We start from the raw sequence: 23,462 nt of genomic DNA, 5'->3' as shown, positions 1-23,462 counted from the left end.
GTCACCGTCGCGATGAGCCGACGGACCCGATTACCGGAATTTAGAGAGTGGGCGTCCTCTTTTCTGGCTATCGTGAGCGAACTCGAGCAGGAGGGGACTCATGAGTGAAACGTTCGACTTGATCGTGCGCGGCGGCCTGTGGTTCGACGGCACCGGCGCCCCCGGCGTCGTGCGCGACCTCGGCATCCGTGGCGGGGTCGTGGTGACGGAGAGTGTCGAGCCGCTGCCCGCCGGACCCGACACCGAGATCGTCGACGCGCGTGGCCGCTGGGTGATGCCCGGATTCATCGACGCACACACCCACTACGACGCCGAGGTGCTCGTCGCGCCCGGACTGTCCGAATCGGTGCGGCACGGTGTCACGACGGTCCTCATGGGCAACTGCTCGCTGTCGACGGTGTTCGTGCCGCCGGTCGACGCCGCCGACCTGTTCAGCCGCGTCGAGGCGCTGCCGCGCGACCATGTGCTCGCCGCGCTCGAGACCGGGAAGAGCTGGACATCGCCGAAGGAGTACATCGCCGCGATCGATGCGCTGCCCCTCGGGCCGAACGTCGCCGCGTTCATCGGTCATTCGGACGTGCGCGCCGCCGTGATGGGACTGGGCCGCTCCACCGACTCGGCGAACAAACCCACCCGCGAGGAACTCGTCGCCATCGACACCGCCGTCGGCAAAGCGCTCGATGCGGGGTTCCTCGGTGTCTCCACCATGACGAATCCGTGGGACAAGATCGACGGTGACCGCTACCGGTCCCGCACCCTGCCGTCCACCCACGCGTCGTGGTCGGAATTCCGTCGGCTGCACCGTATCCTGCGCCGCCGCGGTCGCGTGCTGCAGGCAGTGCCCAACCTCAACACCAAGTACGACGTGGCGTTCTTCGCGCTCGCCAGCACCGGACTCGGCCGTCGTCCCATGAAAGCCTCGGTCCTCGCCGCCGCGGACACCAAGGCCGAACGGTGGGTGCACCGCATCTTCGGTCCGATCGCGAAGGCTGCCAACAAGTTCGGGCGCGGCGCGTTCCGATGGCAGCACCTGCCCACCACCTTCGAGGTGCACTCCGACGGTATCGACCTCGTCGTCTTCGAGGAATTCGGATCAGGCCGCGCCGCACTGCATCTCAAAGAGGAGATGGGCCGCAACGAACTGTTGCGCGACGAGTCCTACCGCCGCTGGTTCCGGCAGGATTTCGAGAAGAAGTTCTCTCCGCGCGTCTGGCACCGCGACTTCGACGACACCACGATCGTCGCGTGCCCCGACGCGGCGATCGTGGGCCGCTCGATCGGCGAGGTCGCCCGCGAACGCAAGCTGCATCCGGTCGACACCTTCCTCGATCTCGTCGTCGAACACGGCCGGGAATTCCGCTGGCACACAGTGATCGCCAACGACCGGCCCGAGATTCTGAACCGGCTGATCCGCACTCCCGGCGTCACGGTCGGGTTCTCCGATGCCGGTGCACACCTGCGCAACATGGCCTTCTACAACTACGGGATCCGCATGCTGCGCCGCATCCACGAGTTTGCCGAACGCGGCAAGCCGGTGATGCCCATGGAAGCCGCCGTGCACAAGCTCACCGGCGAACTCGGCGACTTCTACGGGCTCGACGCCGGGCACCTGCGTGTCGGCGACCGCGCCGATCTCGTCGTCGTCGATCCCGCGGGCCTCGACGACGAGACCGAGGGTTACCACGAGGAACCCATGCCCGAGTTCGGTGGGCTGCGCCGGATGGTCAACCGCAACGACGCCGCCGTCGCCGCGACAGTCGTCGGCGGACGGGTCGTCTTCCGCGACGGCGAGTTCGTTCCCGGCTACGGCACCACCTTCGGCACCGGACGGTTCCTGCGCGCCGGCGTCACCGAACGTGGACCCGTCCCCGAGCGTGCCGAGGTCGGATGACGACGGCAGCCGGACCGCGCACCCAGCAGGGACGCCGGGAAGCGACGATCGGGCGCATCCTCGACGCGGCGGTCGCCGCGCTGGGCGAGGTCGGTTACACCGCAACCACCATCGCCGAGGTGTGCACCAGGTCCGGGGTGTCCTCCGGCGGGGTGTTCCGGCATTTCCCGACCCGGCTGGACCTGATGGTCGCGGCCGCCGACGAGGTGCGTAAGCGGCAGTTCGAGGAGTATCGCGCGGGACTCGAACGGCTCGAGGTGATCGACGGCAGTTACGAATCGGTCCGCGCGAGCCTGCACCTGGTGCGGGCCGCGTGCCGTGCCCCGATCAACGCGGCGTGGTACGAACTGCTCGGGGCGGCCCGCACCGACGCATTGCTGCGGGCACGGCTCGAACCGATGGCGGCCCGCTACCACGCCGAGATCGCGGAGTTCGCTGCCGCGCTGCCGGTCGCGTCCCGCTTCGATCCGGGAGTGTTCACCACGATCGTGTTCTCGATCGTGCACATGCTCGACGGGGAGGCCCTGTCCGCGGTCGTGCATCCACAGCCCGAGCAGGAGGATCTGCGGCTCGAACAGGTTGCTCGGGCGCTGACCGGGGAGATGTCGCGCCGGTCCGGCGCATCATCAACTCGCAGAACGCTTCTGTGAGCCGGACCGGCACGTGGGTGGCGGATCAGATGCGGTCGAACCACGTCACCTGCGCGCCGTTGCCGAACTCCCGGCGCTCGGTGACCGTGAACTGCGTCGGCCTGAAGTTCCCGGACAGCGCGGGGAGTCCGTCGCCCGCGATGACCGGGTAGCTCTTGAAGATCAGTTGATCGATCTCCTCGACGAGCTGACCGGCGAGAGTGCTGCCGCCGCACAGCCAGATGTCCAGGCCCGCCTGAGCCTTCAGCCGCCGGACCAACTCGACCGGATCGGTGTCGACGATCTTCAGCTGGGGGTCGTCCACCGGGGCGAGAGTGCGCGAGAAGACATACTGCTTCAGGTGGTTGTACGGGCTGGCGACGCCCTCGGCTAGTGCGGGCTCGTAGGCGCCGCGGCCCATCACGACGGTGTCCCACGTCCTATTGGGTGTATCGATCGGCATGCCGGCGAGTTCTCGATACGGGGTCGGGACGGATTCCGGATACCGCTCGTTGATCCACGACGACATGTCGTCGCACAGCGGATAGAAGTCGAATTCTCCCCGGGGCCCGGCGATGTAGCCGTCGAGAGAGACCGCCACGTAGTAGACGAGCTTTCGCACAAGAACCACCTCTTCCGTAGTACTATGCTTGAAGTGGTTTGAACGTAGTACTACAGATGGAGTGGTGTCAAGTGGTTCGCGCGAATCCCGAGCGGCGGCAGGCCCTGCTGGATGCCTCGATCGAGGTACTGGCCCGAGACGGCGCCCGGGGGCTGACGTTCCGTGCGGTGGACAAAGAGGCGCGGGTGCCCGCGGGGACCGCCTCGAACTACTTCCCCAACCGCGACGCGCTGCTCGTCCAGGTGGGGCACCGCTACTACGAGCGATTGATTCCCGGCGAGGAAGCCGTGGCGCAGGCGCGGGGGGCGCAAACCCGCGAATCCATGGTCGAGCTGATGACCGAAGTGGTCGAACGGGTCTCCGCTTTCCGCACCGGCTATCTCGCGATCCTCGAACTCCGGCTCGAGGCAACCCGGAGACCCGAACTGCAGGCTCTGCTCACCGACCGGGTGCGAGACGACCTCGATTTCAACATCGGCAACTATCGGGAATCCGGGTTGCCCGGAGGCGAGGACGCTGTCGTGCTGCTGTATCTCGCCCTGAACTGGCTCATCCTCGACCGCCTCACACTCCCCGGGCTCTTCGACGAGAAGCGCGCCGCCGATCTGGTGCGGGCCGCTGTCGACCGCGCAATCCCCGGTGATGCCTGAGGTGTGAAATGCGGCCCGGCTGTCGGTGGGCGTCACACCTCGCTTAAGTTCGAGTGATGAGCAATGAGAACGGTTCTGCTCCGCAGTGGTTCGTCGACGCGCTCGCCGCGCCCGTCGACACCGGTACGTGCGTGGTGTCGGGTGCGACGATCTCCTACCGGGCATGGGGTGACCCGGGGCAGCCCGGCATCGTCCTCGTCCACGGCGGTATGGCCCATTCAGGCTGGTGGGACCACATCGGACCGCAGCTTGCCGCGGGCCGCCGCGTCGTCGCGCCGGATCTGAGCGGACACGGCGACAGCGACCGACGCGAACATTACGAACTCGACACCTGGACCGACGAGCTGCTCGCCGCCGCGGAAGCCGGCGGGATCGTCGGACCGCCCGTCCTGGTCGGGCACAGCATGGGCGGCATCGTGTCGTTCGCTGCGTCGCACAGGATGGGGGAGCGTCTCGCCGGGGTGATCATCCTCGACTCGCCGATCCGCGATATCACCCCCGAGGAACTCGAGATGCGCGTCAAGGCGATGAACTCGGCGGGCCCGCCGAAGGTGTACCCGACGATCGAGGCTGCGGTCGCGCGGTTCCGCCTGGTGCCGCCGCAGGACAACGCCGAGCCGTACGTATTCGGCCACATCGCTCGCGGATCTCTGAAGCCCGTCGACGGCGGGTACTCCTGGAAGTTCGACGCCCTGCGGATCGGCCGCGAGACGCGCAGCAGCCTCGCATCGATGAGCCCGCTCTGCCCGGTCGCCTACTTCCGCAGCGAGCACGGCATCGTCAACGACGCCCTCTACACACAGCTGCGGGAACAGTTCGGTCCCGACGCGCTGATGACGGTCCTGCCCGCGGCCGGCCACCACCCGATGATCGACCAGCCGCTGTCCGTCGTCGCGGCGGTCCGGACGGTGCTGGCCTCCTGGCGGGGGTGACCCGGAGCTCCGCCGCACTCGGGTGATGGTTCCCATCACCCGAGTGCGGCGGATGCGGGGAGTGCACGTCAGAGCGACGTGGCGGAGTCACTGTCCTCGACGCGCACCGGCCGTCGGCGCTCGCGCAGCAAGTGACGGGCGCCCCAGTCCAAGCAGAAGCCCAGCACGCCGATCACGACGATCACCGCCATCACCTGGTCGTAGGCGAGCTGGTCGCGGGCGTTGAGGATCTGGTAGCCCAGACCCGATCGGACACCGAGCATCTCGGCCGGCACCAGCACCACCCACGCGATGCCCAGGCCGACGCGCAGACCGGTCTGCACCTGTCCGCGGATCGCGGGCAGCACCACCGATGTCAACTGTTCGAGCCGGGTCGCGCCGAACGACCGTGCGACGAGCAGATGTCCCGGATCGATGGCGTGCACGCCGGCGGCGGTGTTGATGACGATCGGCCACACCGCCGCGGCGGCGATCAGGAAGAACACCGGCTGGTGCCCGATCCCGAACAGCGCCACCGCGATCGGAGCCCACGAGAGCGGAGAGATCATCCGCAGGAACTGCACCACCGGCATCGACGCGCGCTCCACGACCGGGTTGAGTCCGATGAGCAGGCCGAGCGGGATCCCGACCACGGCGGCGATCAGCAGTCCCACGAGCAGACGCCACATGCTCGCGGCGATGTCCGGCAGCAGCACGCCGCGGGAGATCAGGTCGCCGAGGGCCGGCACGACGTGCTGCGGCGCGAATTCCCGGACCAGAGAATCGGATCCGGCCAGGACGGAGGTGAGCAGCCACCACACGAACACGGCGACGGCGATCGCGGCGAACGGTGGCCACCACGCGTCCCGGCGTGGACGAGCGGTGGCGCCGGGGGTGAGCGGGGTGATGGTCAAGAAGGATCGACCTCCTCGATGCGGGTGAGATCTGCGGGCAGGCCGAACGCGGAGGTGCCGTCGACACGGGTCAGTGACGTGCGCACGAAGCGGTCGTCGACGAGGTCGGCGTGCACGGTCGCCGGTTCGAGGCGGGAGAGGAAACGGGTGTCGCCGTCGACCACGGTGTCGTGCATCGCCAGGGCCAGCGCTTCGGTGAAGCTCGGGAACGGGAACGGCTGGTAGCCGATGCGTTGCGGTTCCCAGTGCGGGTGCCGGATGGTCCCCGGTGGTTCGGGATAGGTCAGCGCCCGGGTCACCGCGGGCACCGGCTGCGGCAGATACCCGTCGGTCAGGGCCTTCGCCGCAGCCGTCCGGTCGGTGCCGATCCGCAGCTGCGCGGCTACGAGAGAATCCGAGACCTGCTGTACCACAGCGGGATTATGCTCGATGAGGTCCTCGTGCACGAGCACGGCGCAGCACGCGTGCTCGCGCCACACGTCACCGAGGAACCGATGGATGCGGCCGATGCCGCGCAGGTCGGCGGCGGCGTTGAACGGATCCGCGACGGTGAACGCGGCGATCGAGCCGTTCGCGAGCGCCGGGATCATGTCGGACGGGCTCATCACCACCAGTTCCACGGTGCCGGCCGAGCGCGACGCGGACTGCCGGATCACCGGGCGCAGCCCGTGGGCGCGCAGCAACTGCTGGAGCGTGATGTTGTGGATGGACCACCAGAACGGAATCGCGACCTGGCGGCCCGCCAGCTGCCCGAGTTCGGTGATGTGCGGGGCGACGGTGAGCGCGGACCCGTTGGTGTGGTTCCAGCCCAGGATCCGCACCGCGCTGCCCAGCGAATAGCGCAGCTGCAACGCCATCGGCATCAGGAGGTGCACCACGTCGACCTGCCGGGTGACGAACGCCTCCGCGAGCGAGGCCCAGCTGCGGAACAGCACCGGGCGGGCGTCGTCCACGACACCCGGTGCGAACAGCCCGGCGTGATGCGCCACGAGCAGCGGGGCGGCGTCGGTGATCGGCAGGTAGCCGATGCGCAGTCGGCCGGTGGTGTTCGAGCGGTCCGTGATTGCGGCCCGGCCCAGATCCAGGAGACCGGCGACACCGCCGGCTGCGGCGAGCCCCACGGCGCCGCGCAGCAGCGTCCGCCGGCGGATGTTCGTGCTCATGCGATTTCGAGCGTGGTATCGCGGTAGCGGGCGAAGATCTCGGTGCGCAGCCGCTGCCGTTCGGATTCGGTGAACCCGTCGTGGTCGAGGTGCCACTGCTGTTGCACCCGGCCGCCGGGCCCGAACAGGGCGATGCGGTCCGCCAGGCGCAGAGCCTCGTCGAGGTCGTGGGTGACGAGCACCGTGGTGAAACCCAGGTCGCGGGCGAGCCCGCTCAGCCAGTCCTGCAGGTCCGCGCGGATTGCCGGGTCGAGCGCGCTGAACGGCTCGTCGAGCAGCAGCAGCCGCGGCCGCACCGCAACCGCTCGAATCACCGCGACCCGCTGTGCCTGACCGCCGGAGAGCTGGTCCGGGTAGTAGCCGCCGAGGGCCGCGAGACCGAACGTGTCGAGCAGTTCGTCCGCGTACGCGGCGTCGAAACGGTCGCGATGGGCGGCGAAACGTCCACCGAACGCGATGTTCTCGCGCACGGTGAGCCACGGCATCAGATGCGGCTGCTGGAACACCACGCCGGTGTGCGGGCGGGTTGCGTCGTCGGTCTCCGGCCAGGTCACCGCGCCCGTGTCGAGACGGTCGAGGCCGGCGACGATGCGCAGCAATGTGGACTTGCCACTACCGCTGCTGCCGAGCACCACGAGAAACTCACCGGTGTCGATGTCGAGGTCGACACCACCCAGGACGGGTTCGCTTCGGCCGGGAAAACTCTTGTACCCCGCGGTTATTCGTACTGCGACAGTTCCCACCGCAGCTGTCCCTCCGACGGCGATTGAATGGGCAGGAAGGCCGCTTCGCGGAAGCGGCGATTGGTGGCGCTCGCCGACGCGTAGCCGGCACCGCCGCGCAACGTCGACTCGAGCCGGGTCGCGTCGACGGCGACGAGCGAGCCGTCGAGGCGCAGCCGCAACAGATCGGCCGGCTCCACCGATGCCGGAGCGTCGGCGTACTCGTGGAGGCGGTCGCGCAGGTTGCCGTAACGCTTCTGCAGCGCCCGATACTCGTCGGCGAACTGTGCACCGAGTCCGGTGATGCGCGAACCGGATTCGTCGAGCGCCGTGCGGGAGATCCCGACGCAGAAGGAGGTCTGCAGCAGGAGGAAGGTGGGCCGGATGGTGCCGCAGAACGAGCGCAGGTCGTGGGTGACGATCTGGTCGTCCGGGACGTGCACCCGATCGAACGTCAGAGACGTCGACGCGGTCGCACCGAGGGCGAGCAGGTCCGGCCGCGGATTGATGCGGATGCCGGGGGTGTCGGCACGGACCGCGGCGACGACACCGCTGCCGTCCTCCCCGCGCGCGGGGAAGACGATGAGCGCATCATCGAACACGTTGGACGCCCAGTGGATCGGGCCCGATACTTCGAGACCGTCGTCGGTGCGTTCGGCAACGAGCGACAGATCACCCAGGCCGGCAAGGTGTTTCAGGGCTGCGGCCATCGCGGTGACGCCGACCCGCCGGCCCGTCCCCAGATCGTCGCGGAACTTCGCGCGCAGCGCCGCAGGCGCCCGATCGATGTACTCGAGCGCCATGCGCTGCGCCCACAGCGAGAACCCCACCGCAAGCGATTCGGCGGCGATGTCCTCGATGACCGCGACCATCTCCCGGAGTTCGCCGCCGTCGAGTCCTGCGGTGAGAAGGCCGAGTTCGCCGATGCGGGCGAGGTCGATCCGGGTGTCGGTTTCACCACGATCCAGCGCGGCTGCGCGATCGCGCACGAACTCTGCGATCGTCCGGCGCTGTTGTTCGTCCGTCCGTTCCATGGCCGCGGTCATCGGGTCCTTATCCTTCGAGAGAGTGGATGCGGTCGATCGGCGTGCTGACGGCCTCGCGGGCGCGAACGACCGCGGCTTCGTCCGGAGCGTTGTAGAAGCACAGGCACTTGTTCATGTCTTCTCGGACATAGGTGCGCAGGAAGCTCACCTCGGGAACGTCCGCGTACTTCGGCGAATTGGCCTTCTTGCGGGCCAGGTAGGTGTCCATGTCGATGGTGTCCGGGATGTCCCACTCGACGAGGTAGCCTGCCTCGGGACGCGCTGCCTTGATCTGCTCGAGATCCGCGCCGACGAGGCGAACCTCGTTGGGGCCCAAGATCTCTGCGACATCGAGCTGGGCGGCCTCGAGCTGGGCCGCGCGGCAGGCTGCGAACTCGGCGATCGCGAAGACCCGGGAGCCGCCGGTGGTGACCTGCGATTCGATGAGGTCGCCGCCGGTCGCGGCGACCTCGGCGTCGAATGCCTTGATCGCGGCGTCGGCCTGGCCCTCGGCGGGCACGAGTTCGTACAGGTACAGGGACATGAGGACACCTTCCGGTGAAACGGGGATGGGGTGTGTCGCTGGGTCGGCACCCGGGCACGGTCGACGGGCGTCAGGCCCGAGAAGAGACGTGGGTATCGCCGGTCAGCGGTGAATGTGACAACACGCGGCGCCGGCCACGCGCACGAGGTCCACGTGCAGGCGGCGGGTCAGCTGGCGGTCGGTCACGAGCCACACGGTACAGGTGGACAGACCGATCTGTCTATCGAGGTGGTCCGTTACGCTCGGGGGGTGACAGTGTCCACCCGCGACGAGCCGAACGCCGGCCGGACTGGCCGCGCCGGCAGGCCCGGCCCCGCCGAGAGACTCCTGGAGACGGCGTCGGCGCTCTTCGCGGAGCACGGCATCCGGGCCGTCGGCATCGACCGCATCCTCGCCGAATCCGGAGTCGCGCGTGCGAGCCTGTACTCGACGTACGGATCGAAGGATGCGCTGGTGGTCGCCTATCTGGAACGGCTCGACCGCCGGGACCGCGCCCGTTGGGAGGGCGCGGTCGCGGGTGAGCGCGATCCGATCGCCAGGATTCTCGCCTTCTTCGACCTGGCGCTCGCGTCGGCGCCGTCGAAGGGTTTTCGTGGATGCCAATATTCCAATGCCGCAACGGAATTCCCGGATGAATCCTTCGCGCCGGTGGTCGCCCACCGGGCGTGGCTGCGGGACACGCTCGTCGAGTTGCTCACGGCGGCCGGCGTCGCGGAACCGGATGTCGCCGCGCTGCGGATCCGGTTGATCTACGACGGCGCGCTCGCCGGATCGAAACTCGAACGCACCGACGCCCCGCTACGGCGGGGGCGCGAGATGGTCGCGGAGATGATCGGCGGCTGAGCCCGTTACTGCGGCGTGAGAGTGCTGCGCCACTTCTCGTAGGCTGCCTGCTCCGCCGCGCGCCGCTGCGTGACCCGCTCGTTTTCGAGGTCGCCGGGCAGTCCGTTCTTTTCGAGTCGGCGTACGCGGTTGTGGGCCATGTACGCGACGGAGAAGAACAGCGAAAGCATCAGGCCGAGACCGGCGGTGCTCAGGCGGAGCCAGATCGGTCCGGGCAGCAGCAGGAACACCGCGTAGACCGGGAGAAACGGGATCTGGCTGCGGATCATGTGGCGGGCGAGGGCGTGGTCCCCGACCAGGTCGTTGCGAACCCAGTCGCGCATGGAGGCGGGCAGGGGGCGTCCGAATGCGTATGCGGTCCACTGGACGGGGCTGGGTCGAGTGCGCATGTGCGTCTCGCTTCCTCGTGTCGTCACGATCGATCGATATCGAGCGTACACACATAAATAGTGCCCTAACTAATCGGGCAGTCTGCATCTGGTCGCGTCCGGATGCCATGATTGGGACGACTCCTGTACGCCAACAGGAACCTGTTCTATATTGCGAGCATGTACGAGTGGTCCGACACCGACCTCATGTTCCGCGACGTCCTCCGCGGCTTCATCGAGAAGGAAATCCGCCCCCACGTCGACAAGCTCGAAAGCGGTGAGCTGCCGCCCTACGACATCATCCGCAAGATGTTCGCGGCGTTCGGCATCGACGAGATGGCCCGGGAATCGCTGGCGAAGGCCCTCGCCCGCGAGGAAGCGGGGGAGAGCGCGCCTGCCAAGTCCGGAGGGATGGGCGGTTCCCCCGGAATGGCGGCGCTGCTCAACATCGAGATCGCCGGCGTCAGCCTCGGTCTCGTCGCTTCGATGGGCGTGAGCCTCGGCCTGACCGCCGGCACCATCCGCAGTCGCGGCACCCTCGCCCAGAAGAAGCGCTGGCTGCCGGAACTGGTCACGATGGAGAAGGTCGGCGCCTGGGCGATCACCGAACCGGACTCCGGCTCCGATGCGTTCGGCGGCATGAAGTCGACCGTGCGCCGCGACGGCGAGGACTACATCCTCAACGGCCAGAAGACATTCATCACCAACGGTCCCTACGCCGACGTCATCATCGTCTACGCGAAGCTCGACGAGGGCGATGCCAGCGTCGATCGCCGCGACCGCAAGGTGCTCGCGTTCGTGCTCGACAAGGGTATGGAGGGCCTGACGCAGGGCGCACCGTTCAAGAAGATGGGCATGAACTCCTCGCCCACCGGCGAACTGTTCTTCGACAACGTCCGCATCACCCGCGACCGTCTGCTCGGCGAAACCGAGGAGGGCGGCAAGAGCGACGGCAAGGACAGCGCGAAGGAATCGTTCTCGGCCGAACGGATCGGCATCGCCTACCTCTCGCTCGGCATCATCGAGCAGTGCCTGAAGCTGTGCACCGCGTACGCCAAGTCCCGCAAGCTGTGGGGACGCGAGATCGCGCAGTTCCAGCTCATCCAGCTCAAGCTCGCCGAGATGGAGGTCGCGCGCATCAACGTGCAGAACATGGTGTTCAGCGCGATCGAACGTGCCGGGGCCGGTAAGCCGGTGAGCCTGTCGGAGGCGTCGGCGATGAAGCTCTACTCCTCGCGCGCCGCGACAGACGTCGCGATGGAAGCGGTGCAGTTGTTCGGCGGCAACGGCTACATGGCCGAGTATCGCGTCGAGCAGCTCGCGCGCGATGCCAAGTCGTTGATGATCTACGCGGGAAGCAACGAGATCCAGGTGACGCATATCGCGAAGGGCTTGCTCGCCGAGTGATCCGCGGCCGACCCCCGGGGCGAGCATCCCGCCCCGGGGCCGGCGGAACGGAAAATCTGCACTGTGACTGCCGAATCAATTAGTGTCATCCGGCATGAGTGAGATTATGCCGTTCTCGGCGGCGGTCGACCCCGATCTCGCCGCTGCCCTCGCACAGCTACCCGACCTGTGCCTCGACGATCTGGACGAGGCCCGTCGCATCTTCGACGCGATGCTGGCCGCGCTCGGTCCCGCCGACACTTCGGGGGTCACCGTCGAGGAATGGCTGGTCCCCGGTGCCCCGGACGGTCCGGAGATTCCGGTCCGGTTGTTCGTGCCCGACGCCTGCCCGGACGGCCACTTCGGGTCGCGCGCGGTCGTGCTCGAAATCCACGGCGGCGGCTTCGTGCTCGGGTCGGCGGCACAGAGCGACGGACTGAACACGGTGATCGCCCGGCGCACCGGGGCCGTCGTCGTCTCCGTCGACTACCGGCTCGCCCCCGAACATCCCTATCCGGCTGCGGTCGACGACTGTTACGCCGCGCTGAGCTGGATCGCGTCGAGTGCAGCGCACCTCGACATCGACCCGGACCGGATCGTCCTGGTCGGCGACTCGGCCGGTGCGGGGCTGGCGGCCAGCGTCGCGTTGCGCGCCCGGGACCTCGGCGGCCCACCGATCATGCTGCAGGTTCTGCTCGAACCCGAACTCGACGACCGTCTCCAAACCGTCTCGATGCGCGGCGGCAGCGATACTCCGGTGTGGGACAACACCAAGGCGGCGCTGAGCTGGCATCACTACCTCGGCGAGGAGCCGCCGACCGGGAACTCTGTGCCGGCGCGGCACCCGGATCTGACCGGGCTGCCGGCCGCCTACATCACCGTCAACGAGTTCGATCCGCTGCGCGACGAAGGGCTGGAATACGCCCAGCGGCTGCTGCACGCCGGCGTGCACGTCGAACTGCACCTGTGGCCCGGGACATTCCACGGCTTCTCGCTGGTTCGGGATGCGGCCGTGACCCGTCGCGCAACCACCTCCCTGTGTGATTCGATCATTCGCGCCGCCGCGAAGACCGTGGTGTTGGAGAACGACTAGAACGAGATCTGGGGGGATTCGGTGGGGGCTGTCAGTGGAAGCACGCCTGCGGTGCGGGTGATTCCGCCTCGCGAGCTCGAGGTAACGGTCGACGATGCCGGCAGGCACGACGACGCACAACAAGTCGGACCGACCGTCGTGGACGGTCGCGTGGCACGAGCCGAGCGGACCCGCCGCGCGGTCGTCGAGGCGCACATCTCGCTGATCAGCGCCGGCGAGCTCACGCCGACCGGAGCGCAGATCGCGGACCGGGCGGGGGTGTCGTTGCGGTCGTTGTGGGGCAACTTCAACGACCTCGAGACCCTGTTCGCGGCGACGGGTGCGGAGGTGATGCGTCGTCAGGACACGATGATCGCCTCGATCGACGCGGACCTGCCGCTGGACGAACGGCTCGAGGAGTACTGCCGGCAGCGTGCCCGGATCCTCGAATTCATCGCACCGTTCGCGCGATCGTCGGAGATCCGGGCACCGTTCTCCCGTGAACTGCAACGCAACCGCGTGCGCTACCTCCACGGCGTGAGGTCGGAAATCGAGGCGTTGTTCGCCGGGGAACTCACCGGACTCGACGTCGCCGATCGCCGAGAGGTGCTGCAGGCGCTGGGGATCACCGTCACCTGGCCGACCTGGGTGTCGCTGCGTGACGTGATGCGACTGTCGATTCCGGAGGCGACGGCGGTGATGACCCGGATGGTCGCCGCGCTGCTGACAACGGACTGACCACACCGCGTACGGCCCTGCCCGAACGCCGTCGCCGGCCCGGCGACCGAGGGCAGGGCCGTGCGGTGCGCTTGCCCATGCAGCTGCGCCCCGACCGGTCCCCCGGCCGGGACGGATCCTGGGTAGATGTCTTTCGGATTTCACGGAATCAGATGCCGCGGGTTCGCGACTTGCAGCCTGGCGAGGACAGCGTCCGAGACGGCCACGCGGACGGCGACGTCGTCATAATCCACAGCGCCCGAGCGGATCCGGGTGGCGAGGTCCGCCTCGGTATCGCATCCCAGTTCGCGGAGCCGGTCGTGCACCGTATTCGCGGCGTCGTCTCCGGCGGAGATTTCCCGGCCGGCGATGCGGAGGAGGTTCACGCAGATCCGCAGCAGATACCGCTGCCGCTCGTGATCGTCACCCAGGGCCGGCGCGATCTCGTCGGTGAGTGTCGCTGCGACGAGATCGACGATCTCGGTGGTCGCCGGACGGTCGTGAACCGTGGTGGCCGCGGAACGCGGTTCGGGGTCGTCGCCCGGGTCTTCGAGCAGGCCCAGCGCGAGCAAGACGTCGTATTCGGATTCGCACACCCGGCGTCCGATGGACGCGAGCTCGAGGGAGAACTCCTCGCCGCCGAAATGCCGCTGCGCCTGGAATCTGCTCAGGACGAGCCAGCGCAGCGTGCCGTAGGCCTCCCACCAGTGCAGTTCGGCGTCCGACGGGCGTGTTCCGGTGGCGCGTTCGTACCCGTCGACGAGTTGCTCGCGGGTGCCGACGCCCCCGACCGGCAACTCGGCTCCGAACCGCCAGGCACGGACGCACAACCACCCCAGGTCCTCGATCGGGTCGCCGAGGTGGGCGAGCTCCCAGTCCAGGACACCCCGGATTCCGGTGCGGTCGACGAGCAGATTCCCCATGCGGAAGTCGCCGTGCACCAACGCCTTCGGTCGTGCCGACGGACGGTGATCGCGGAGCCAGCGCAACCCCACCTCGACGGCGGGACGTGGCTCGTCGAACTCCCGGTACATCGCTTCGATCGCATCGAGCGGATCCGCGGAGTCGAGCATCGCCACCTCGGCAACGTCGCTGAGGTGGATCAGGCCGAGAACGTATCCCATCTGTTCGGCGAGTTCCGACCGTGCGGCGGTGAGCTCCGGATCCCGCTGCAGCCTGCGCGGGATCGATTCGCCGTCGACCCTGTTCATCAGCAGATAGGGGGCATCGATTCCCGGCGCGGCGTCGCCGGACGCGAGCACCTGCGGGACCGGGACGCCCGCCGCGGCGGCGGCACGTAGGCACGCGGCCTCGGCCCGCATGCGCTGCGCGTCGCCGTGGCCGGGTGGGTCGCGGCGCAGGACGACCGGCAGGGGACCGCCGTCCGCGTCGAACGCCTCGACGGACCACACCTGCCTGCTCGCGCCGCCGGTCAGCCGGTGTACGTCACCGACCGTGACGCTTTCACCGCGGGCGTCGGACAGGACCGCCGCGATGCCGTCCGCGAGCGTGATGGGGGAGTCGGTCAGCGCCACGGCGCGGCCTCCGGATCGCGCAGGAGACGACGTGCGGTCGACATGCGATGGACCTCGTCGGGCCCGTCGTAGATGCGCGCGTACCGGGCGTGGCGGTACATCTGCTCGAGCGGGGTGTCGCCGGTGAGTCCCAGCGCCCCGTGCACCTGGATCGCGCGGTCGATGACGTTGTGGAGCATGCGTGCTCCCCAGAACTTGATCAGACCGATCTCGATGCGGGCGTCGTCACCGGCATCCATGGCGCGTGCCGCGTCCAGGGTCATCAGCCGCGCTGCGTGGATTTCGGCTGCGGATTCTGCGATGTAGCGGTGGATCTCACCCTTCTCGGCGAGATGCGTGCCGTGGACGAAGCGGGTGTTCGCGCGGTCGCACATCAGCTCGAACGCACGTTGGGCCTGCCCGAGCCAGCGCATGCAGTGGAAGATCCGGCCCGGGCCGAGGCGATCCTGGGCGACGACGAATCCCTTGCCGCGCTCGCCGAGCAGGTTGGCGGCCGGAACCCGGACGTCGGTGAGCCGAACCTCGTAGTGGTCGCTCGGATCGTGCCCCATCGTCGGGATGGACCGGACGATCTCGAATCCGGGGGTGTCGGTCGGCACGATGATCGCGCTGATCCTCGAGTGCCGGGGCTCGGACTCGGGTTCGGTGCGGGCGAAGACGGAGCAGTATCCGGCGTCGGCGACTCCGGTGGTGAACCACTTGTGCCCGTTGATGATCCAGGTGTCTCCGTCGAGTTCGGCCCGGGTGTCGATCAGCGTGGGGTCCGAGCCGGCGACCTCGGGTTCGGTCAGGCCGACGGACGGTAGAAAGTCCCCGGCGACCAGCGGCGGGATCCACCGCGCCTTCTGTTCCTCGGTGCCGTGCTTGCGCAGCATCAGGGTGTCCTGCATGGACACCGAACCCACGGCGAGCTGGCCGAATTCGGACCGTCCGATGATCTCGTTGAGGTAGACGAAGTCGAGGAAGGGAACGCCCCCGCCGCCGACGTCGGCCGGATGTCCGAGAGCCCACAGACCGAGTTCCTTGGCCCGGGAACGCAATCCGTCCATCGCTTTCCGTGCGTCCTCACCCCCGCGGGCAAGAACCGGCTCGGCGGGGATGACCTCGCCGTCGATGAAGGCGCGCATCCGGGCGCGCAGTTCGGCGATCTCGCCGTCGGGGTGGTGCACCGTCATGTCGGTGATCCCTCTCGTGTTCTGTGCGCGATATGGTCGGGCGGGAATCGATCGCGCGAAGTGGTCGGATCGCGGTGGAGCCGACGGACTCGACGGCGGCGATGAAGCGATCGGCGAGGCCGCTCACGGGGACGGGGGCCTCCTCACGGTCGCTCGGTGTCCGGGTGGAGTCCCAGTGCACCGAGGCACATCTGGTCCAGGGTGTCCAGCAGTCGTTCCTCGTCGGCCTCGTCGCCCTGGACCAGCCAGAGGTAGAGGGTGTGGTCGACCATCGCGGCCATGGCGCGGGCCGCGAACTCCGGGTCGAGGGAGGCTCGGACGAGCCCGTCGGCCTGCCAGCGGGCGATCGCCCGGGACGACCGCTCGACCACCTGCTGACGGTGCTGCTGACGCAGCGCGCGGAACTCGTCGTTGAACGTCGCGACCTGCTCGACGATCGCCATCAGCCGCGCATTGCGCCGGTACGCCTGGTAGTAGGAGCGGTTCGACGCGACGAGGCGGGCGGCCGGCGACAGTCCGGTATCCGACGGTTCGCGGCGATGTACGTCCTCGAACAAGCGGGTGCTGAGCTCGCGGAAAATGTCTTCCTTGGATTCGAAATAGCGGTAGAACGTGCCGTAGGAGACGTTGGATTCCTGGGAGATCTGCTCGACCCGCGAGTCGGGGAAGCCGACGGTCTCGAACACGATACGGGCGGCATCGAGCAGGGCATCGCGGGTCTTGCGGCCGCGTGCCGTCAGAGCCTCGACCGGGGCGGGGACGGACGGGCCATTGACAGACGACTTGGCCACGGTCAAACTTTCCAAGAAGATGACATGACTGTCAAGTCAGTTCTCGGGCGCACTCTCGGCACATCGTTCCTCGCCCTCGCGCCGAAAGGGACCGCAATGAATGCCTCGAATCCGAAATTCGACCTCCGCGGAATCAACCACCTCGCGCTCGTGTGCTCCGACATGAGACGCACCATCGACTTCTACTCCGGCGTGCTGGGCATGCCGCTCGTCAAGACACTCGACCTGCCCGACGGACTCGGCCAGCACTTCTTCTTCGACTGCGGGGGAGGGAACACCGTCGCCTTCTTCTGGCTCGCCGATTCCCCCGACGCCGCACCTGGTGTCGCCGCGCCCAAGGGCCGCCCGGACGAGGGTGAACTCGCCAGCGCCGTCGGATCCATGAACCACGTCGCCTTCGCGGTACCGCCGGAGAAGTTCGACGAGTACCGCCGCCGGCTCGAGGCCGAGGGTGTCGTGGTCAGCCGCGTCCTCAACCACGACGACAGCCCCTCAGGAGTGTCCCGGGATGTGCATCCCGGCACCTTCGTCCAGTCGTTCTACTTCCAGGACCCGGACGGGATACTTCTCGAATTCGCTTGCTGGACCAGACCCTTCACCGACGATGAGGTCCGGCACGAACCGAGGACGGCTGCCGACCGGCACGCCCCCAGCGCCCTCTGACAACCCCGGAAAGAACTCCGCCATGCCCCGACTTCGTGAGGTCCCCCGCGCCGAGGTGACCGACGAGAAGATCCTCTTCTTCTACGACAGGCTGTTCGGCCCGGACAAGGACCCCGCGGTCGATCACGGCACCATCCACGCCACCCCCGGTGACTGGTGGACCGTCTTCGCACAGTCACCCGACGTGTTCCGGCACGCGGTGCGCGGATTCGCGCTCTACCGGAACGCGAAGCTGGACCCGCAACTGCGGGAACTCGGCCAGGCCCGCGCCGGATATGCCTGCGGAAGTCAGTTCGTGTTCTCTCAGCACTGCAAGCAGATGCGTTCGCTGGGCATGGCGGACGAGAAGATCGCCGCCATTCCGCACTGGCAGGTCAGTGACCTGTTCTCCCTGCTCGAACGTGCCGTGCTCGCCTACACCGACGGACTCGTCCACGACGGTGGACGCGTCCCCGACGAAGTGTTCGCCGTCCTGCAGGCGGAACTGTCCGACGCCGAGATCCTCGAACTGACGTACATCACGTGCATGTACGACATGCACGCCACCATGTGCCGGGCGCTGAAACTCGAGTTCGACGACCGGCCCGAACCGATCGAAGAGGTCCGGGTGCCCGAGGGCATCGAGGTCGCGGATCTGTCCGCCGACCTCGCAGGCGATTAGCGGCGAGTCGTGGCGAGAACGCGCGGCCCGGAACGGCGGAACCGTCAGTGTGCGGTGAGCAGGTAGAAACGCCAGAACCCGAACTCGTCGATCGGAAGGACCGAGACGTCGGAGAACCCGGCCTCGAGCGCGTATCGGCGCAACGTCGACGAGCGCATCACCGTTCCCGTCCCGACGGAGCCGGGGTGGCTCATGCCGTCCGGCAGGCAGCAGATCAGGCTGAACCCGTACATGAGCCGTTCGACTTCGTCTCCGGGAGCGGTGAATTCGTCCGCCACCGCTTCGTCCATCACCACCACGACGCCGTCGTCGGTCAGTGCTCGGCGCATCGCCCCGAGCACTTCCACGGGCCGGGGCATGTCGTGGATGCACTCGAACGCGAACACCGCCGAGAACCGCTGTGCCGGCAATGTCCGGGCATCGGCGGCGGTGATGCTCACGCGGTCCGAAACATTCGGGACCCCAGCGACATTGGATGCCGCCAGGTCCACGGTCGCCGGATCGATGTCGTAGCCGCTCACCCGGGCCTGCGGGTATGCCCGGGCCAAGGCGATCGTCGACCATGCTCCACCGCAACCGATGTCGGCGATCTCGATGCCGGGTTTCCGCAGCGCGTCGTGGAGTTCGGGTACCGACGCCAGCGCCGCGGGTAGCGCCTTCTCGAACCAGGGCCGGTTCATGGCGGCTTGCGATTCCCGGGCGTCCGCACCGAGTTCGGCCCAGCTGACGCCGCCGCCGGTGCGGTACGCGGTGAGCAGCTCGGGCAGGTGTACGGCGACACCGCAGAGCATCCGCGCGAGCGGGCCGAGATAGTTGAGGCTGCGCCCGTCGGTGAGTACCTCGGCCGCGGAGTCCGGGAGGGTGTATCGCCGCGGATCTCCGTCGCTCGCGACGAGCAGTCCGGTCACGGCCTGCTGCTCGAGCCATTCACGGGCGTAACGCGGAGCGGTGCCGGTGCGGGCGGCGAGTTCGTCCGGGGTGGCCGGTCCGTCCACGGCGAGACTGCGGTACCAGCCGAGTCGGTCGCCGAGGTACATCGCGATCAGGTCGACCGTTCCGAGCGACGCGTCGAGGACACGTTGCGTGAGGGAATCGACCGTGGGGTGGGTGTCGGTCATCTGATGTTCGGCGCGGGTACTCCCTCGTTCACGGGGAGAGGAAGCGCCGTCCTCCTTCCGGGTATGTGGTGTCGGGCAAACCTTGTCGGTGGGGTCGGTTGGCGTGCCGGGCATGGGGAGCGAGGTGGTGCGCTACAACTACCGGTTGCGGCCGGGTGCCACCGCCGAACGTGCCCTGATCGAGGAGTGGCATCGCTGCCGGTTTCTGTGGAACGGAGCGGTCCACCGATCCGAGACCGGCGCGAAGCCGACGTTCGCGAAACTGAGCACACAGTTGACCGCCACCCGGGCCCGCTCGTGGTGGCTGCGCGAGGGTTCCCAGGTCGCTCAGCAGCAGATGCTGCGGATCTACGCGCGGGCGTTGGATGCCGCGTTCACGGTCAGGGGTCGGGGCCGGCGCCGTTTCACGGCGCGGAAGAAGACGTTGCCGTCGCTCGGGTACACCCGGCGCGGGTTCCGGATCCGCGATGGTCGCCTGGTGTTGCCCAAGGGTGTTTCGATTCCGGTGGTGTGGTCGCGGGCTCTGCCGTCGGAGCCGTCGAGTGTGCGTATCACCCAAGATTGCCTCGGGCACTGGTACGCCTCGTTCGTGGTGACCCGCGAGGCGGAGCCGATCCCCGTCGCCGAGGAGAGCAGCGGTGTCGGGATCGATTGGGGCGTGGCCCGCACGGCGACGGCGACCGACGAACGGTTCGATCTGCCGCATCGTGGTTATCGGAGGCGGTGTGCGGCGGAGTTGGCGGAGGCTCAACGGAAGATGGCCCGTCGGCGTCGCGGGAAGGGACACCCGCCGTCGAAGGGCTACCGGCGGGCCCGCCGGTAGGCGGCGAGGGTGCAGAAGAAGGCGGCCCGGCAGAATCGGCACGACGGCCGGATCTGGGCGAGAACCGTCGTCGAGGCGCACCATCTGATCGCGGTGGAGGACTTCATACCCGGATTTCTGGCGAAATCCACCATGGCGCGTAAGGCCGCGGATGCCGCGGTCGCGACGGTGAAAAGGGAGTCGGTCGAGCGGGGCAGGCGGGCCGGCCGGAGGGTGGTGATGGTGCGGCCCGTGTACACGAGCATGACGTGTTCGGGGTGTTTCGCGAGAGCCAAGCAACGCCTCGGACTCGACGAACGGATTTTCCGGTGCTGGGCGTGCGGGCATACCGCGTGCCGGGATCGGAACGCTGCCGGGGTGGTTCTGGTTGTGGCGGAGCGTGGCCACATCGGTGTCGACGACGTGAGTCAAGTGGATCACCTCCCTTCGGGTGGTGATGCGGTTGTGGTCCGAGCCGGGAATCTCCTGCTATCGGGAATCTCCTGCTATTCAGGCGGGAGAGACGTTGAGACTGGGCCTCCGAGGGCTGGGGATCGAGGCCTTTTCATCGTGCACGCCGGGTACGGACGGAACAACCCGCGCCTCTCGGGAACATTTGCCGTACGGCGTACGTTAATGGGCCGTACCCAACAGAAGGAGACTTCTCGTGCAGATCACCGGTAGTGCCCTGTCCCTCAACGTCGCGGATGTCGACGCCTCGGCGGAATTCGCGACCCGGCACCTGGGCTTCGCCCAGGCGATGGCGGCCGACGGTTTCGTGTCCCTCGCTCGCGAGGACGCCGGATTCAACCTGATCTTCCTGCGCACCGGGCTCGGCACCTTCAAACCCGCGAGCCACGCCGGTGAGGCCGGGCAGGGAACGCTCGTGGCGTTCGTGGTCGACGACATCGACGCCGAGTACGAGCGGCTCCGGGACGAAGGTGTCCACATCGTCACGCCGATCGAGACGGAGCCGTGGGGAGAACGCTACTTCCAGATGCTCGATCCGAACGGCATCGTCTTCCAGCTCGTGCAGTGGGTCGACGGCGCGGGCGGGTGATTCCGGATGGTGCGTGATTCCGGTAGTGGCCACTACCGGAATCACGCACGACCAGCTGTGGGACGGGCGGCTAGGAACGGCTCCACCACCGACAGCACCGCGCGGCTCGCGGCGATCGTGGTGGCGTGGTCGAATCCGCGCAGGACCGCGAGACGCGCGCCCGGTCGTGGCCATTGGTTGCTGACCCGCCGCTCGATCACCGACCCGGAGCAGATCGCCTGCTACATCTGCTACGGCCCCGCCGACACCGGCCTCGACGAGCTCGTCCGGGTGGCCGGCAGCCGCTGGGCGATCGAGGAGTGTTTCCAGACCGCGAAGAACGAGACCGCGCTCGACCACTACCAGGTCCGGGGCTACACGGCCTGGTACCGGCACATCACCTTGTCGATGGCCGCGGCCGCGTTCTTGGCGATCCTGCGCCGAGGTGCTCGAAAGGGGGATCTTCAGCCGGTCCTGGGGCTACTGATTCCGGGCGGTCGTCCACGGAGCGGGCAGCTTCGCGGACGACCGCTCCAGAGGTCCGCGTGTTCAGCTCAGATCTCTGAGGCTCTCCACCCTTCTCAGGATCGGTGCCCGCCACGCCTCGAGGTCCTCCGGGCCGTTCTCGGCCCACAACTCGTGGAGCTCCGAGGTGTCGCTGCCGGCGACCGCGCGCCGCAGGGTCGTCAGGATCCATCCACGCTGCTCCGGGCTGAGGGATTCGGTGTAGGCGGCGGCGTCGATCCCGTCGAGCTGCGGGGGCGCCGGTCGGAGTCCGCGGGCCACCGCGACGACCTCCGCGAGAGCGATGGCAGCCTGCGCATCGTCCGCCTCGAGGTACTCCTCGTCGACGTGCCTGCAGTAGTCGTCGATGTCGAAGCAACCTGCCCGCAGCGCCGCGAGCAGATCTCCCGCCCCGTCGTTGTCGAACGGTCCCATGTCCCAGGTCCCCACGTCTTCTCCTTCCCGATCCTCGGGCCACTCTGCCCGTCGCGTTCGACCCTACGGTCGACCACCGACGGCAACCGGCGTCTACCCTGTGCAGAAACAACCGTCGCCCTGGACGACCGCGATCGAGTCCGAGCCGGGCCACATCATCGGGAGGTCGTCATGGGCTACGCATCCTTCACCAACTGGCGGCGGCTGGAAGGCGACCCGGATCTCATCTGGCACGCATTCACGCACCCGGTCGAGACTGCGCGCTATGAGGAGCACACGACGGAGACCGTGCTCCCGCCCGACTTTGCGATGGCCGCGGGGCACAGCTGGGACAGCAAGCACGGCGAGGAATGCGACTTCGACGTCGTCCGATGGACCATCACCCGGCACGTGCCGAACGAAGTGTTCGAGTTCTCCGGCAAGCAGCGCGGCATCCGGCAGGACGTGGTGCTCACCATGGCACCGACCGACGGCGGCCACATCGTGACCGAGACCATCCGCTTCCGCCCGACACTGGCGGGCAAACCGGGTGCGCAGCTGCTGTCCTGGCTGCTCCTGGTGACCGGTCTGCTCGGCAAGGTGGGCGACGACCACGGCCAGAATCTCGACCTGCTCGAGCAACACATCGCGGCCGTGTAGTGGAATCTCGGGCACGAGACGGACAGGAGGCCGTGGTGGCGAAGAAGCCCGATGGGCTCGACCTCCCCGGACTGCTCGACGTTATCGAGGCGGAGATGGCGGAAGCCCCGGATCGCCTGCAGTGGGCGATGAACCACTGCCTGGCCCAGATCGGGATCGAGCACGCCGGATGACTCGATCTGCCCATCCCGGTCGTGTCGGGCGCCGGCCGCGTGCTGGTGGACCCGGGCGATCGTCGAGTCGACGCTGACGTCCCACACGATCTGGCCGGCGGCGTCGGCGAGTGACTGCAAACCGGGTCAGGACTTGCGCCCACACCCCGGAGCGTTGCCAGCGGCGGAACAGTCCGTAGATCGTCTGCCCCGTCCCGTACCGGTCGGGGACGTCCCGCCACGGGGATCCGGTGCGGATCCGCCACCTGATCCCGTCGATGAGCTGGCGTTTCGTCCATTTCGGCGGTCGGCCGGCCTTCTTGGCTCGGGGCAGCAACAGATCCAACTGCGCCCACTGCGCGTCGGTCGGATCCGCCCGCCCCGGCACCGCTACGCGGGTCACGGGGTCCCCGATATTCACGGTTTGATTGGTTGCTTACCCGGAGACCTCGTTCATTCAGTTGTCACGACACGCCGAATCGGTTCGATTC

The 23,462-nt window shown here is 68.0% G+C and carries 28 protein-coding genes and 3 pseudogenes; 16 read left to right on the top strand and 15 right to left on the bottom strand.

Annotated features, from left to right (window positions below):
* Nucleotides 1-100: 100 nt before the first annotated feature.
* Nucleotides 101-1,891, top strand: a complete 1,791-nt coding sequence (locus RZ1_RS11565; protein ID WP_072811954.1) for an N-acyl-D-amino-acid deacylase family protein — start codon at nt 101-103, stop codon at nt 1,889-1,891.
* Nucleotides 1,888-2,541 (top strand): TetR/AcrR family transcriptional regulator, encoded by a 654-nt coding sequence (locus RZ1_RS11560; protein ID WP_072811952.1) that lies wholly within the window; start codon nt 1,888-1,890, stop codon nt 2,539-2,541. The genes RZ1_RS11565 and RZ1_RS11560 overlap by 4 nt, the downstream gene beginning before the upstream one ends.
* A 25-nt stretch (nt 2,542-2,566) precedes the next feature.
* Here RZ1_RS11560 and RZ1_RS11555 read toward each other — a convergent pair whose 3' ends face one another.
* On the bottom strand, nt 2,567-3,142 hold the full coding sequence (locus tag RZ1_RS11555) for a dihydrofolate reductase family protein (RefSeq protein WP_072811950.1): 576 nt from the start codon (nt 3,140-3,142) through the stop codon (nt 2,567-2,569).
* Nucleotides 3,143-3,213: 71 nt separating this feature from the next.
* Between RZ1_RS11555 and RZ1_RS11550 the strand changes: the two genes are divergently transcribed.
* Both RZ1_RS11550 and RZ1_RS11545 read left to right on the top strand, forming a co-directional pair.
* Entirely contained in the window at nt 3,214-3,792 is a 579-nt protein-coding gene (locus RZ1_RS11550; protein WP_072811948.1) for a TetR/AcrR family transcriptional regulator, read from the top strand.
* A 56-nt stretch (nt 3,793-3,848) separates the two neighbouring features.
* Complete coding sequence (locus RZ1_RS11545) at nt 3,849-4,724, top strand: alpha/beta fold hydrolase (RefSeq protein ID WP_072811946.1); 876 nt, start codon at nt 3,849-3,851, stop codon at nt 4,722-4,724.
* A gap of 68 nt (nt 4,725-4,792) precedes the next feature.
* Here the strand turns inward: RZ1_RS11545 and RZ1_RS11540 are convergent, their stop codons facing one another.
* The 6 genes from RZ1_RS11540 to RZ1_RS31845 all read right to left on the bottom strand — a co-directional run bounded on the left by RZ1_RS11540 (nt 4,793) and on the right by RZ1_RS31845 (nt 9,224).
* Nucleotides 4,793-5,617, bottom strand: coding sequence for an ABC transporter permease (locus RZ1_RS11540; protein ID WP_083583639.1), 825 nt, complete (start codon nt 5,615-5,617; stop codon nt 4,793-4,795).
* The gene (locus RZ1_RS11535; RefSeq protein WP_072811944.1) at nt 5,614-6,780 is read right to left on the bottom strand and encodes an ABC transporter substrate-binding protein; all 1,167 of its coding nucleotides are present in this window, start codon (nt 6,778-6,780) and stop codon (nt 5,614-5,616) included. The genes RZ1_RS11540 and RZ1_RS11535 overlap by 4 nt, the downstream gene beginning before the upstream one ends.
* Complete coding sequence (locus RZ1_RS11530; RefSeq protein WP_072811942.1) at nt 6,777-7,523, bottom strand: ABC transporter ATP-binding protein; 747 nt, start codon at nt 7,521-7,523, stop codon at nt 6,777-6,779. The genes RZ1_RS11535 and RZ1_RS11530 overlap by 4 nt, the downstream gene beginning before the upstream one ends.
* A complete protein-coding gene (locus tag RZ1_RS11525) occupies nt 7,499-8,548 on the bottom strand; it encodes an acyl-CoA dehydrogenase family protein (protein ID WP_072811940.1) in 1,050 nt (349 codons plus the stop codon). The genes RZ1_RS11530 and RZ1_RS11525 overlap by 25 nt, the downstream gene beginning before the upstream one ends.
* A 7-nt stretch (nt 8,549-8,555) precedes the next feature.
* The gene (locus RZ1_RS11520; RefSeq protein WP_072811938.1) at nt 8,556-9,071 is read right to left on the bottom strand and encodes a DUF4242 domain-containing protein; all 516 of its coding nucleotides are present in this window, start codon (nt 9,069-9,071) and stop codon (nt 8,556-8,558) included.
* A 102-nt stretch (nt 9,072-9,173) separates the two neighbouring features.
* The gene (locus RZ1_RS31845) at nt 9,174-9,224 is read right to left on the bottom strand and encodes a hypothetical protein (RefSeq protein ID WP_373863697.1); all 51 of its coding nucleotides are present in this window, start codon (nt 9,222-9,224) and stop codon (nt 9,174-9,176) included.
* Between the two features lie 96 nt (nt 9,225-9,320).
* On the opposite strand from RZ1_RS31845, the gene RZ1_RS11515 reads away from it, so the two are divergent.
* On the top strand, nt 9,321-9,914 hold the full coding sequence (locus RZ1_RS11515) for a TetR/AcrR family transcriptional regulator (protein ID WP_139281813.1): 594 nt from the start codon (nt 9,321-9,323) through the stop codon (nt 9,912-9,914).
* Nucleotides 9,915-9,919: 5 nt separating this feature from the next.
* On the opposite strand, the gene RZ1_RS11510 is transcribed toward RZ1_RS11515, so the two are convergent.
* On the bottom strand, nt 9,920-10,303 hold the full coding sequence (locus RZ1_RS11510) for a DUF5313 family protein (protein ID WP_072811934.1): 384 nt from the start codon (nt 10,301-10,303) through the stop codon (nt 9,920-9,922).
* Between the two features lie 159 nt (nt 10,304-10,462).
* Here RZ1_RS11510 and RZ1_RS11505 point away from each other — a divergent pair, with 159 nt between their 5' ends.
* The 3 genes from RZ1_RS11505 (at nt 10,463) to RZ1_RS11495 (ending at nt 13,478) form a co-directional block, all read left to right on the top strand.
* Nucleotides 10,463-11,689 carry an acyl-CoA dehydrogenase family protein gene (locus tag RZ1_RS11505; protein WP_072811932.1) on the top strand — a complete coding sequence of 409 codons (1,227 nt, stop codon included), beginning with the start codon at nt 10,463-10,465 and terminating at the stop codon, nt 11,687-11,689.
* Nucleotides 11,690-11,783: 94 nt separating this feature from the next.
* The gene (locus RZ1_RS11500; protein WP_083583638.1) at nt 11,784-12,761 is read left to right on the top strand and encodes an alpha/beta hydrolase; all 978 of its coding nucleotides are present in this window, start codon (nt 11,784-11,786) and stop codon (nt 12,759-12,761) included.
* A 150-nt stretch (nt 12,762-12,911) separates the two neighbouring features.
* On the top strand, nt 12,912-13,478 hold the full coding sequence (locus RZ1_RS11495) for a TetR/AcrR family transcriptional regulator (protein ID WP_238071672.1): 567 nt from the start codon (nt 12,912-12,914) through the stop codon (nt 13,476-13,478).
* Between the two features lie 140 nt (nt 13,479-13,618).
* Here the strand turns inward: RZ1_RS11495 and RZ1_RS11490 are convergent, their stop codons facing one another.
* The 3 genes from RZ1_RS11490 to RZ1_RS11480 form a co-directional block, all read right to left on the bottom strand.
* Nucleotides 13,619-14,992 carry a phosphotransferase family protein gene (locus RZ1_RS11490; protein WP_307718283.1) on the bottom strand — a complete coding sequence of 458 codons (1,374 nt, stop codon included), beginning with the start codon at nt 14,990-14,992 and terminating at the stop codon, nt 13,619-13,621.
* Nucleotides 14,983-16,167: an acyl-CoA dehydrogenase family protein gene (locus RZ1_RS11485; protein WP_174565193.1), complete on the bottom strand. Its 1,185-nt coding sequence runs from the start codon at nt 16,165-16,167 to the stop codon at nt 14,983-14,985. Before RZ1_RS11485 ends, RZ1_RS11490 begins: the two co-directional genes overlap by 10 nt.
* Before the next feature lie 143 nt (nt 16,168-16,310).
* Entirely contained in the window at nt 16,311-16,958 is a 648-nt protein-coding gene (locus RZ1_RS11480; RefSeq protein WP_072811928.1) for a TetR/AcrR family transcriptional regulator, read from the bottom strand.
* 96 nt (nt 16,959-17,054) lie between these two features.
* On the opposite strand from RZ1_RS11480, the gene RZ1_RS11475 reads away from it, so the two are divergent.
* Nucleotides 17,055-17,621 carry a VOC family protein gene (locus RZ1_RS11475; RefSeq protein WP_072812066.1) on the top strand — a complete coding sequence of 189 codons (567 nt, stop codon included), beginning with the start codon at nt 17,055-17,057 and terminating at the stop codon, nt 17,619-17,621.
* Between the two features lie 22 nt (nt 17,622-17,643).
* Nucleotides 17,644-18,282, top strand: coding sequence for a carboxymuconolactone decarboxylase family protein (locus tag RZ1_RS11470; protein ID WP_072811926.1), 639 nt, complete (start codon nt 17,644-17,646; stop codon nt 18,280-18,282).
* A gap of 44 nt (nt 18,283-18,326) precedes the next feature.
* Here the strand turns inward: RZ1_RS11470 and RZ1_RS11465 are convergent, their stop codons facing one another.
* Nucleotides 18,327-19,400 carry a class I SAM-dependent methyltransferase gene (locus RZ1_RS11465; RefSeq protein ID WP_072811924.1) on the bottom strand — a complete coding sequence of 358 codons (1,074 nt, stop codon included), beginning with the start codon at nt 19,398-19,400 and terminating at the stop codon, nt 18,327-18,329.
* A 112-nt stretch (nt 19,401-19,512) separates the two neighbouring features.
* Between RZ1_RS11465 and RZ1_RS31265 the strand changes: the two genes are divergently transcribed.
* Entirely contained in the window at nt 19,513-20,223 is a 711-nt protein-coding gene (locus RZ1_RS31265; protein WP_238071673.1) for an RNA-guided endonuclease InsQ/TnpB family protein, read from the top strand.
* Here the strand turns inward: RZ1_RS31265 and RZ1_RS31260 are convergent.
* Entirely contained in the window at nt 20,202-20,498 is a 297-nt protein-coding gene (locus RZ1_RS31260; RefSeq protein ID WP_238071679.1) for a hypothetical protein, read from the bottom strand. The two genes, RZ1_RS31265 and RZ1_RS31260, sit on opposite strands and share 22 nt — an antisense overlap.
* Between RZ1_RS31260 and RZ1_RS31255 the strand changes: the two genes are divergently transcribed.
* The 3 genes and pseudogenes from RZ1_RS31255 to RZ1_RS11450 all read left to right on the top strand — a co-directional run.
* Nucleotides 20,443-20,886: a zinc ribbon domain-containing protein gene (locus tag RZ1_RS31255; protein ID WP_307718284.1), complete on the top strand. Its 444-nt coding sequence runs from the start codon at nt 20,443-20,445 to the stop codon at nt 20,884-20,886. The two genes, RZ1_RS31260 and RZ1_RS31255, sit on opposite strands and share 56 nt — an antisense overlap.
* Nucleotides 20,870-21,262 (top strand): VOC family protein, encoded by a 393-nt coding sequence (locus tag RZ1_RS11455; RefSeq protein ID WP_072811922.1) that lies wholly within the window; start codon nt 20,870-20,872, stop codon nt 21,260-21,262. The genes RZ1_RS31255 and RZ1_RS11455 overlap by 17 nt, the downstream gene beginning before the upstream one ends.
* A 156-nt stretch (nt 21,263-21,418) precedes the next feature.
* Nucleotides 21,419-21,706, top strand: a pseudogene (locus RZ1_RS11450) (IS701 family transposase); the annotation flags it as partial.
* Between the two features lie 84 nt (nt 21,707-21,790).
* On the opposite strand, the gene RZ1_RS11445 reads toward RZ1_RS11450, so the two are convergent.
* Complete coding sequence (locus RZ1_RS11445) at nt 21,791-22,195, bottom strand: DUF4259 domain-containing protein (RefSeq protein WP_072812064.1); 405 nt, start codon at nt 22,193-22,195, stop codon at nt 21,791-21,793.
* Between the two features lie 156 nt (nt 22,196-22,351).
* Between RZ1_RS11445 and RZ1_RS31840 the strand changes: the two genes are divergently transcribed.
* A complete protein-coding gene (locus tag RZ1_RS31840; protein WP_174565190.1) occupies nt 22,352-22,819 on the top strand; it encodes an SRPBCC family protein in 468 nt (155 codons plus the stop codon).
* 35 nt (nt 22,820-22,854) lie between these two features.
* Nucleotides 22,855-22,986: pseudogene (locus RZ1_RS29970) on the top strand (DNA alkylation repair protein); the annotation flags it as partial.
* Between the two features lie 196 nt (nt 22,987-23,182).
* On the opposite strand, the pseudogene RZ1_RS31240 reads toward RZ1_RS29970, so the two are convergent.
* Nucleotides 23,183-23,359 (bottom strand): annotated as a pseudogene (locus tag RZ1_RS31240) (transposase); the annotation flags it as partial.
* Nucleotides 23,360-23,462 lie beyond the last annotated feature (103 nt).

Source organism: Rhodococcus zopfii NBRC 100606 = JCM 9919, assembly GCF_001895025.1.
Taxonomy (GTDB): Bacteria; Actinomycetota; Actinomycetes; order Mycobacteriales; family Mycobacteriaceae; genus Rhodococcus; species Rhodococcus zopfii.
The sequence above is the reverse complement of the archived record's forward strand: the minus strand, read 5'-3'. Positions and strand labels throughout refer to the sequence as shown.

Bases quoted from the DNA above. Each gene is read 5' to 3' on its own strand.
- RZ1_RS11535 (WP_072811944.1), bottom strand. From the start codon at position 6,780: ATGAGCACGAACATCCGCCGGCGGACGCTGCTGCGCGGCGCCGTGGGG.
- RZ1_RS11505 (WP_072811932.1), top strand. From the start codon at position 10,463: ATGTACGAGTGGTCCGACACCGACCTCATGTTCCGCGACGTCCTCCGC.
- RZ1_RS11485 (WP_174565193.1), bottom strand. From the start codon at position 16,167: ATGACGGTGCACCACCCCGACGGCGAGATCGCCGAACTGCGCGCCCGG.
- RZ1_RS11465 (WP_072811924.1), bottom strand. From the start codon at position 19,400: ATGACCGACACCCACCCCACGGTCGATTCCCTCACGCAACGTGTCCTC.
- RZ1_RS11520 (WP_072811938.1), bottom strand. From the start codon at position 9,071: ATGTCCCTGTACCTGTACGAACTCGTGCCCGCCGAGGGCCAGGCCGAC.
- RZ1_RS11525 (WP_072811940.1), bottom strand. From the start codon at position 8,548: ATGACCGCGGCCATGGAACGGACGGACGAACAACAGCGCCGGACGATC.
- RZ1_RS11545 (WP_072811946.1), top strand. From the start codon at position 3,849: ATGAGCAATGAGAACGGTTCTGCTCCGCAGTGGTTCGTCGACGCGCTC.
- RZ1_RS11470 (WP_072811926.1), top strand. From the start codon at position 17,644: ATGCCCCGACTTCGTGAGGTCCCCCGCGCCGAGGTGACCGACGAGAAG.
- RZ1_RS11500 (WP_083583638.1), top strand. From the start codon at position 11,784: ATGAGTGAGATTATGCCGTTCTCGGCGGCGGTCGACCCCGATCTCGCC.
- RZ1_RS11565 (WP_072811954.1), top strand. From the start codon at position 101: ATGAGTGAAACGTTCGACTTGATCGTGCGCGGCGGCCTGTGGTTCGAC.
- RZ1_RS11510 (WP_072811934.1), bottom strand. From the start codon at position 10,303: ATGCGCACTCGACCCAGCCCCGTCCAGTGGACCGCATACGCATTCGGA.
- RZ1_RS11475 (WP_072812066.1), top strand. From the start codon at position 17,055: ATGAATGCCTCGAATCCGAAATTCGACCTCCGCGGAATCAACCACCTC.
- RZ1_RS11560 (WP_072811952.1), top strand. From the start codon at position 1,888: ATGACGACGGCAGCCGGACCGCGCACCCAGCAGGGACGCCGGGAAGCG.
- RZ1_RS31255 (WP_307718284.1), top strand. From the start codon at position 20,443: ATGGTGCGGCCCGTGTACACGAGCATGACGTGTTCGGGGTGTTTCGCG.
- RZ1_RS31265 (WP_238071673.1), top strand. From the start codon at position 19,513: ATGGGGAGCGAGGTGGTGCGCTACAACTACCGGTTGCGGCCGGGTGCC.
- RZ1_RS31840 (WP_174565190.1), top strand. From the start codon at position 22,352: ATGGGCTACGCATCCTTCACCAACTGGCGGCGGCTGGAAGGCGACCCG.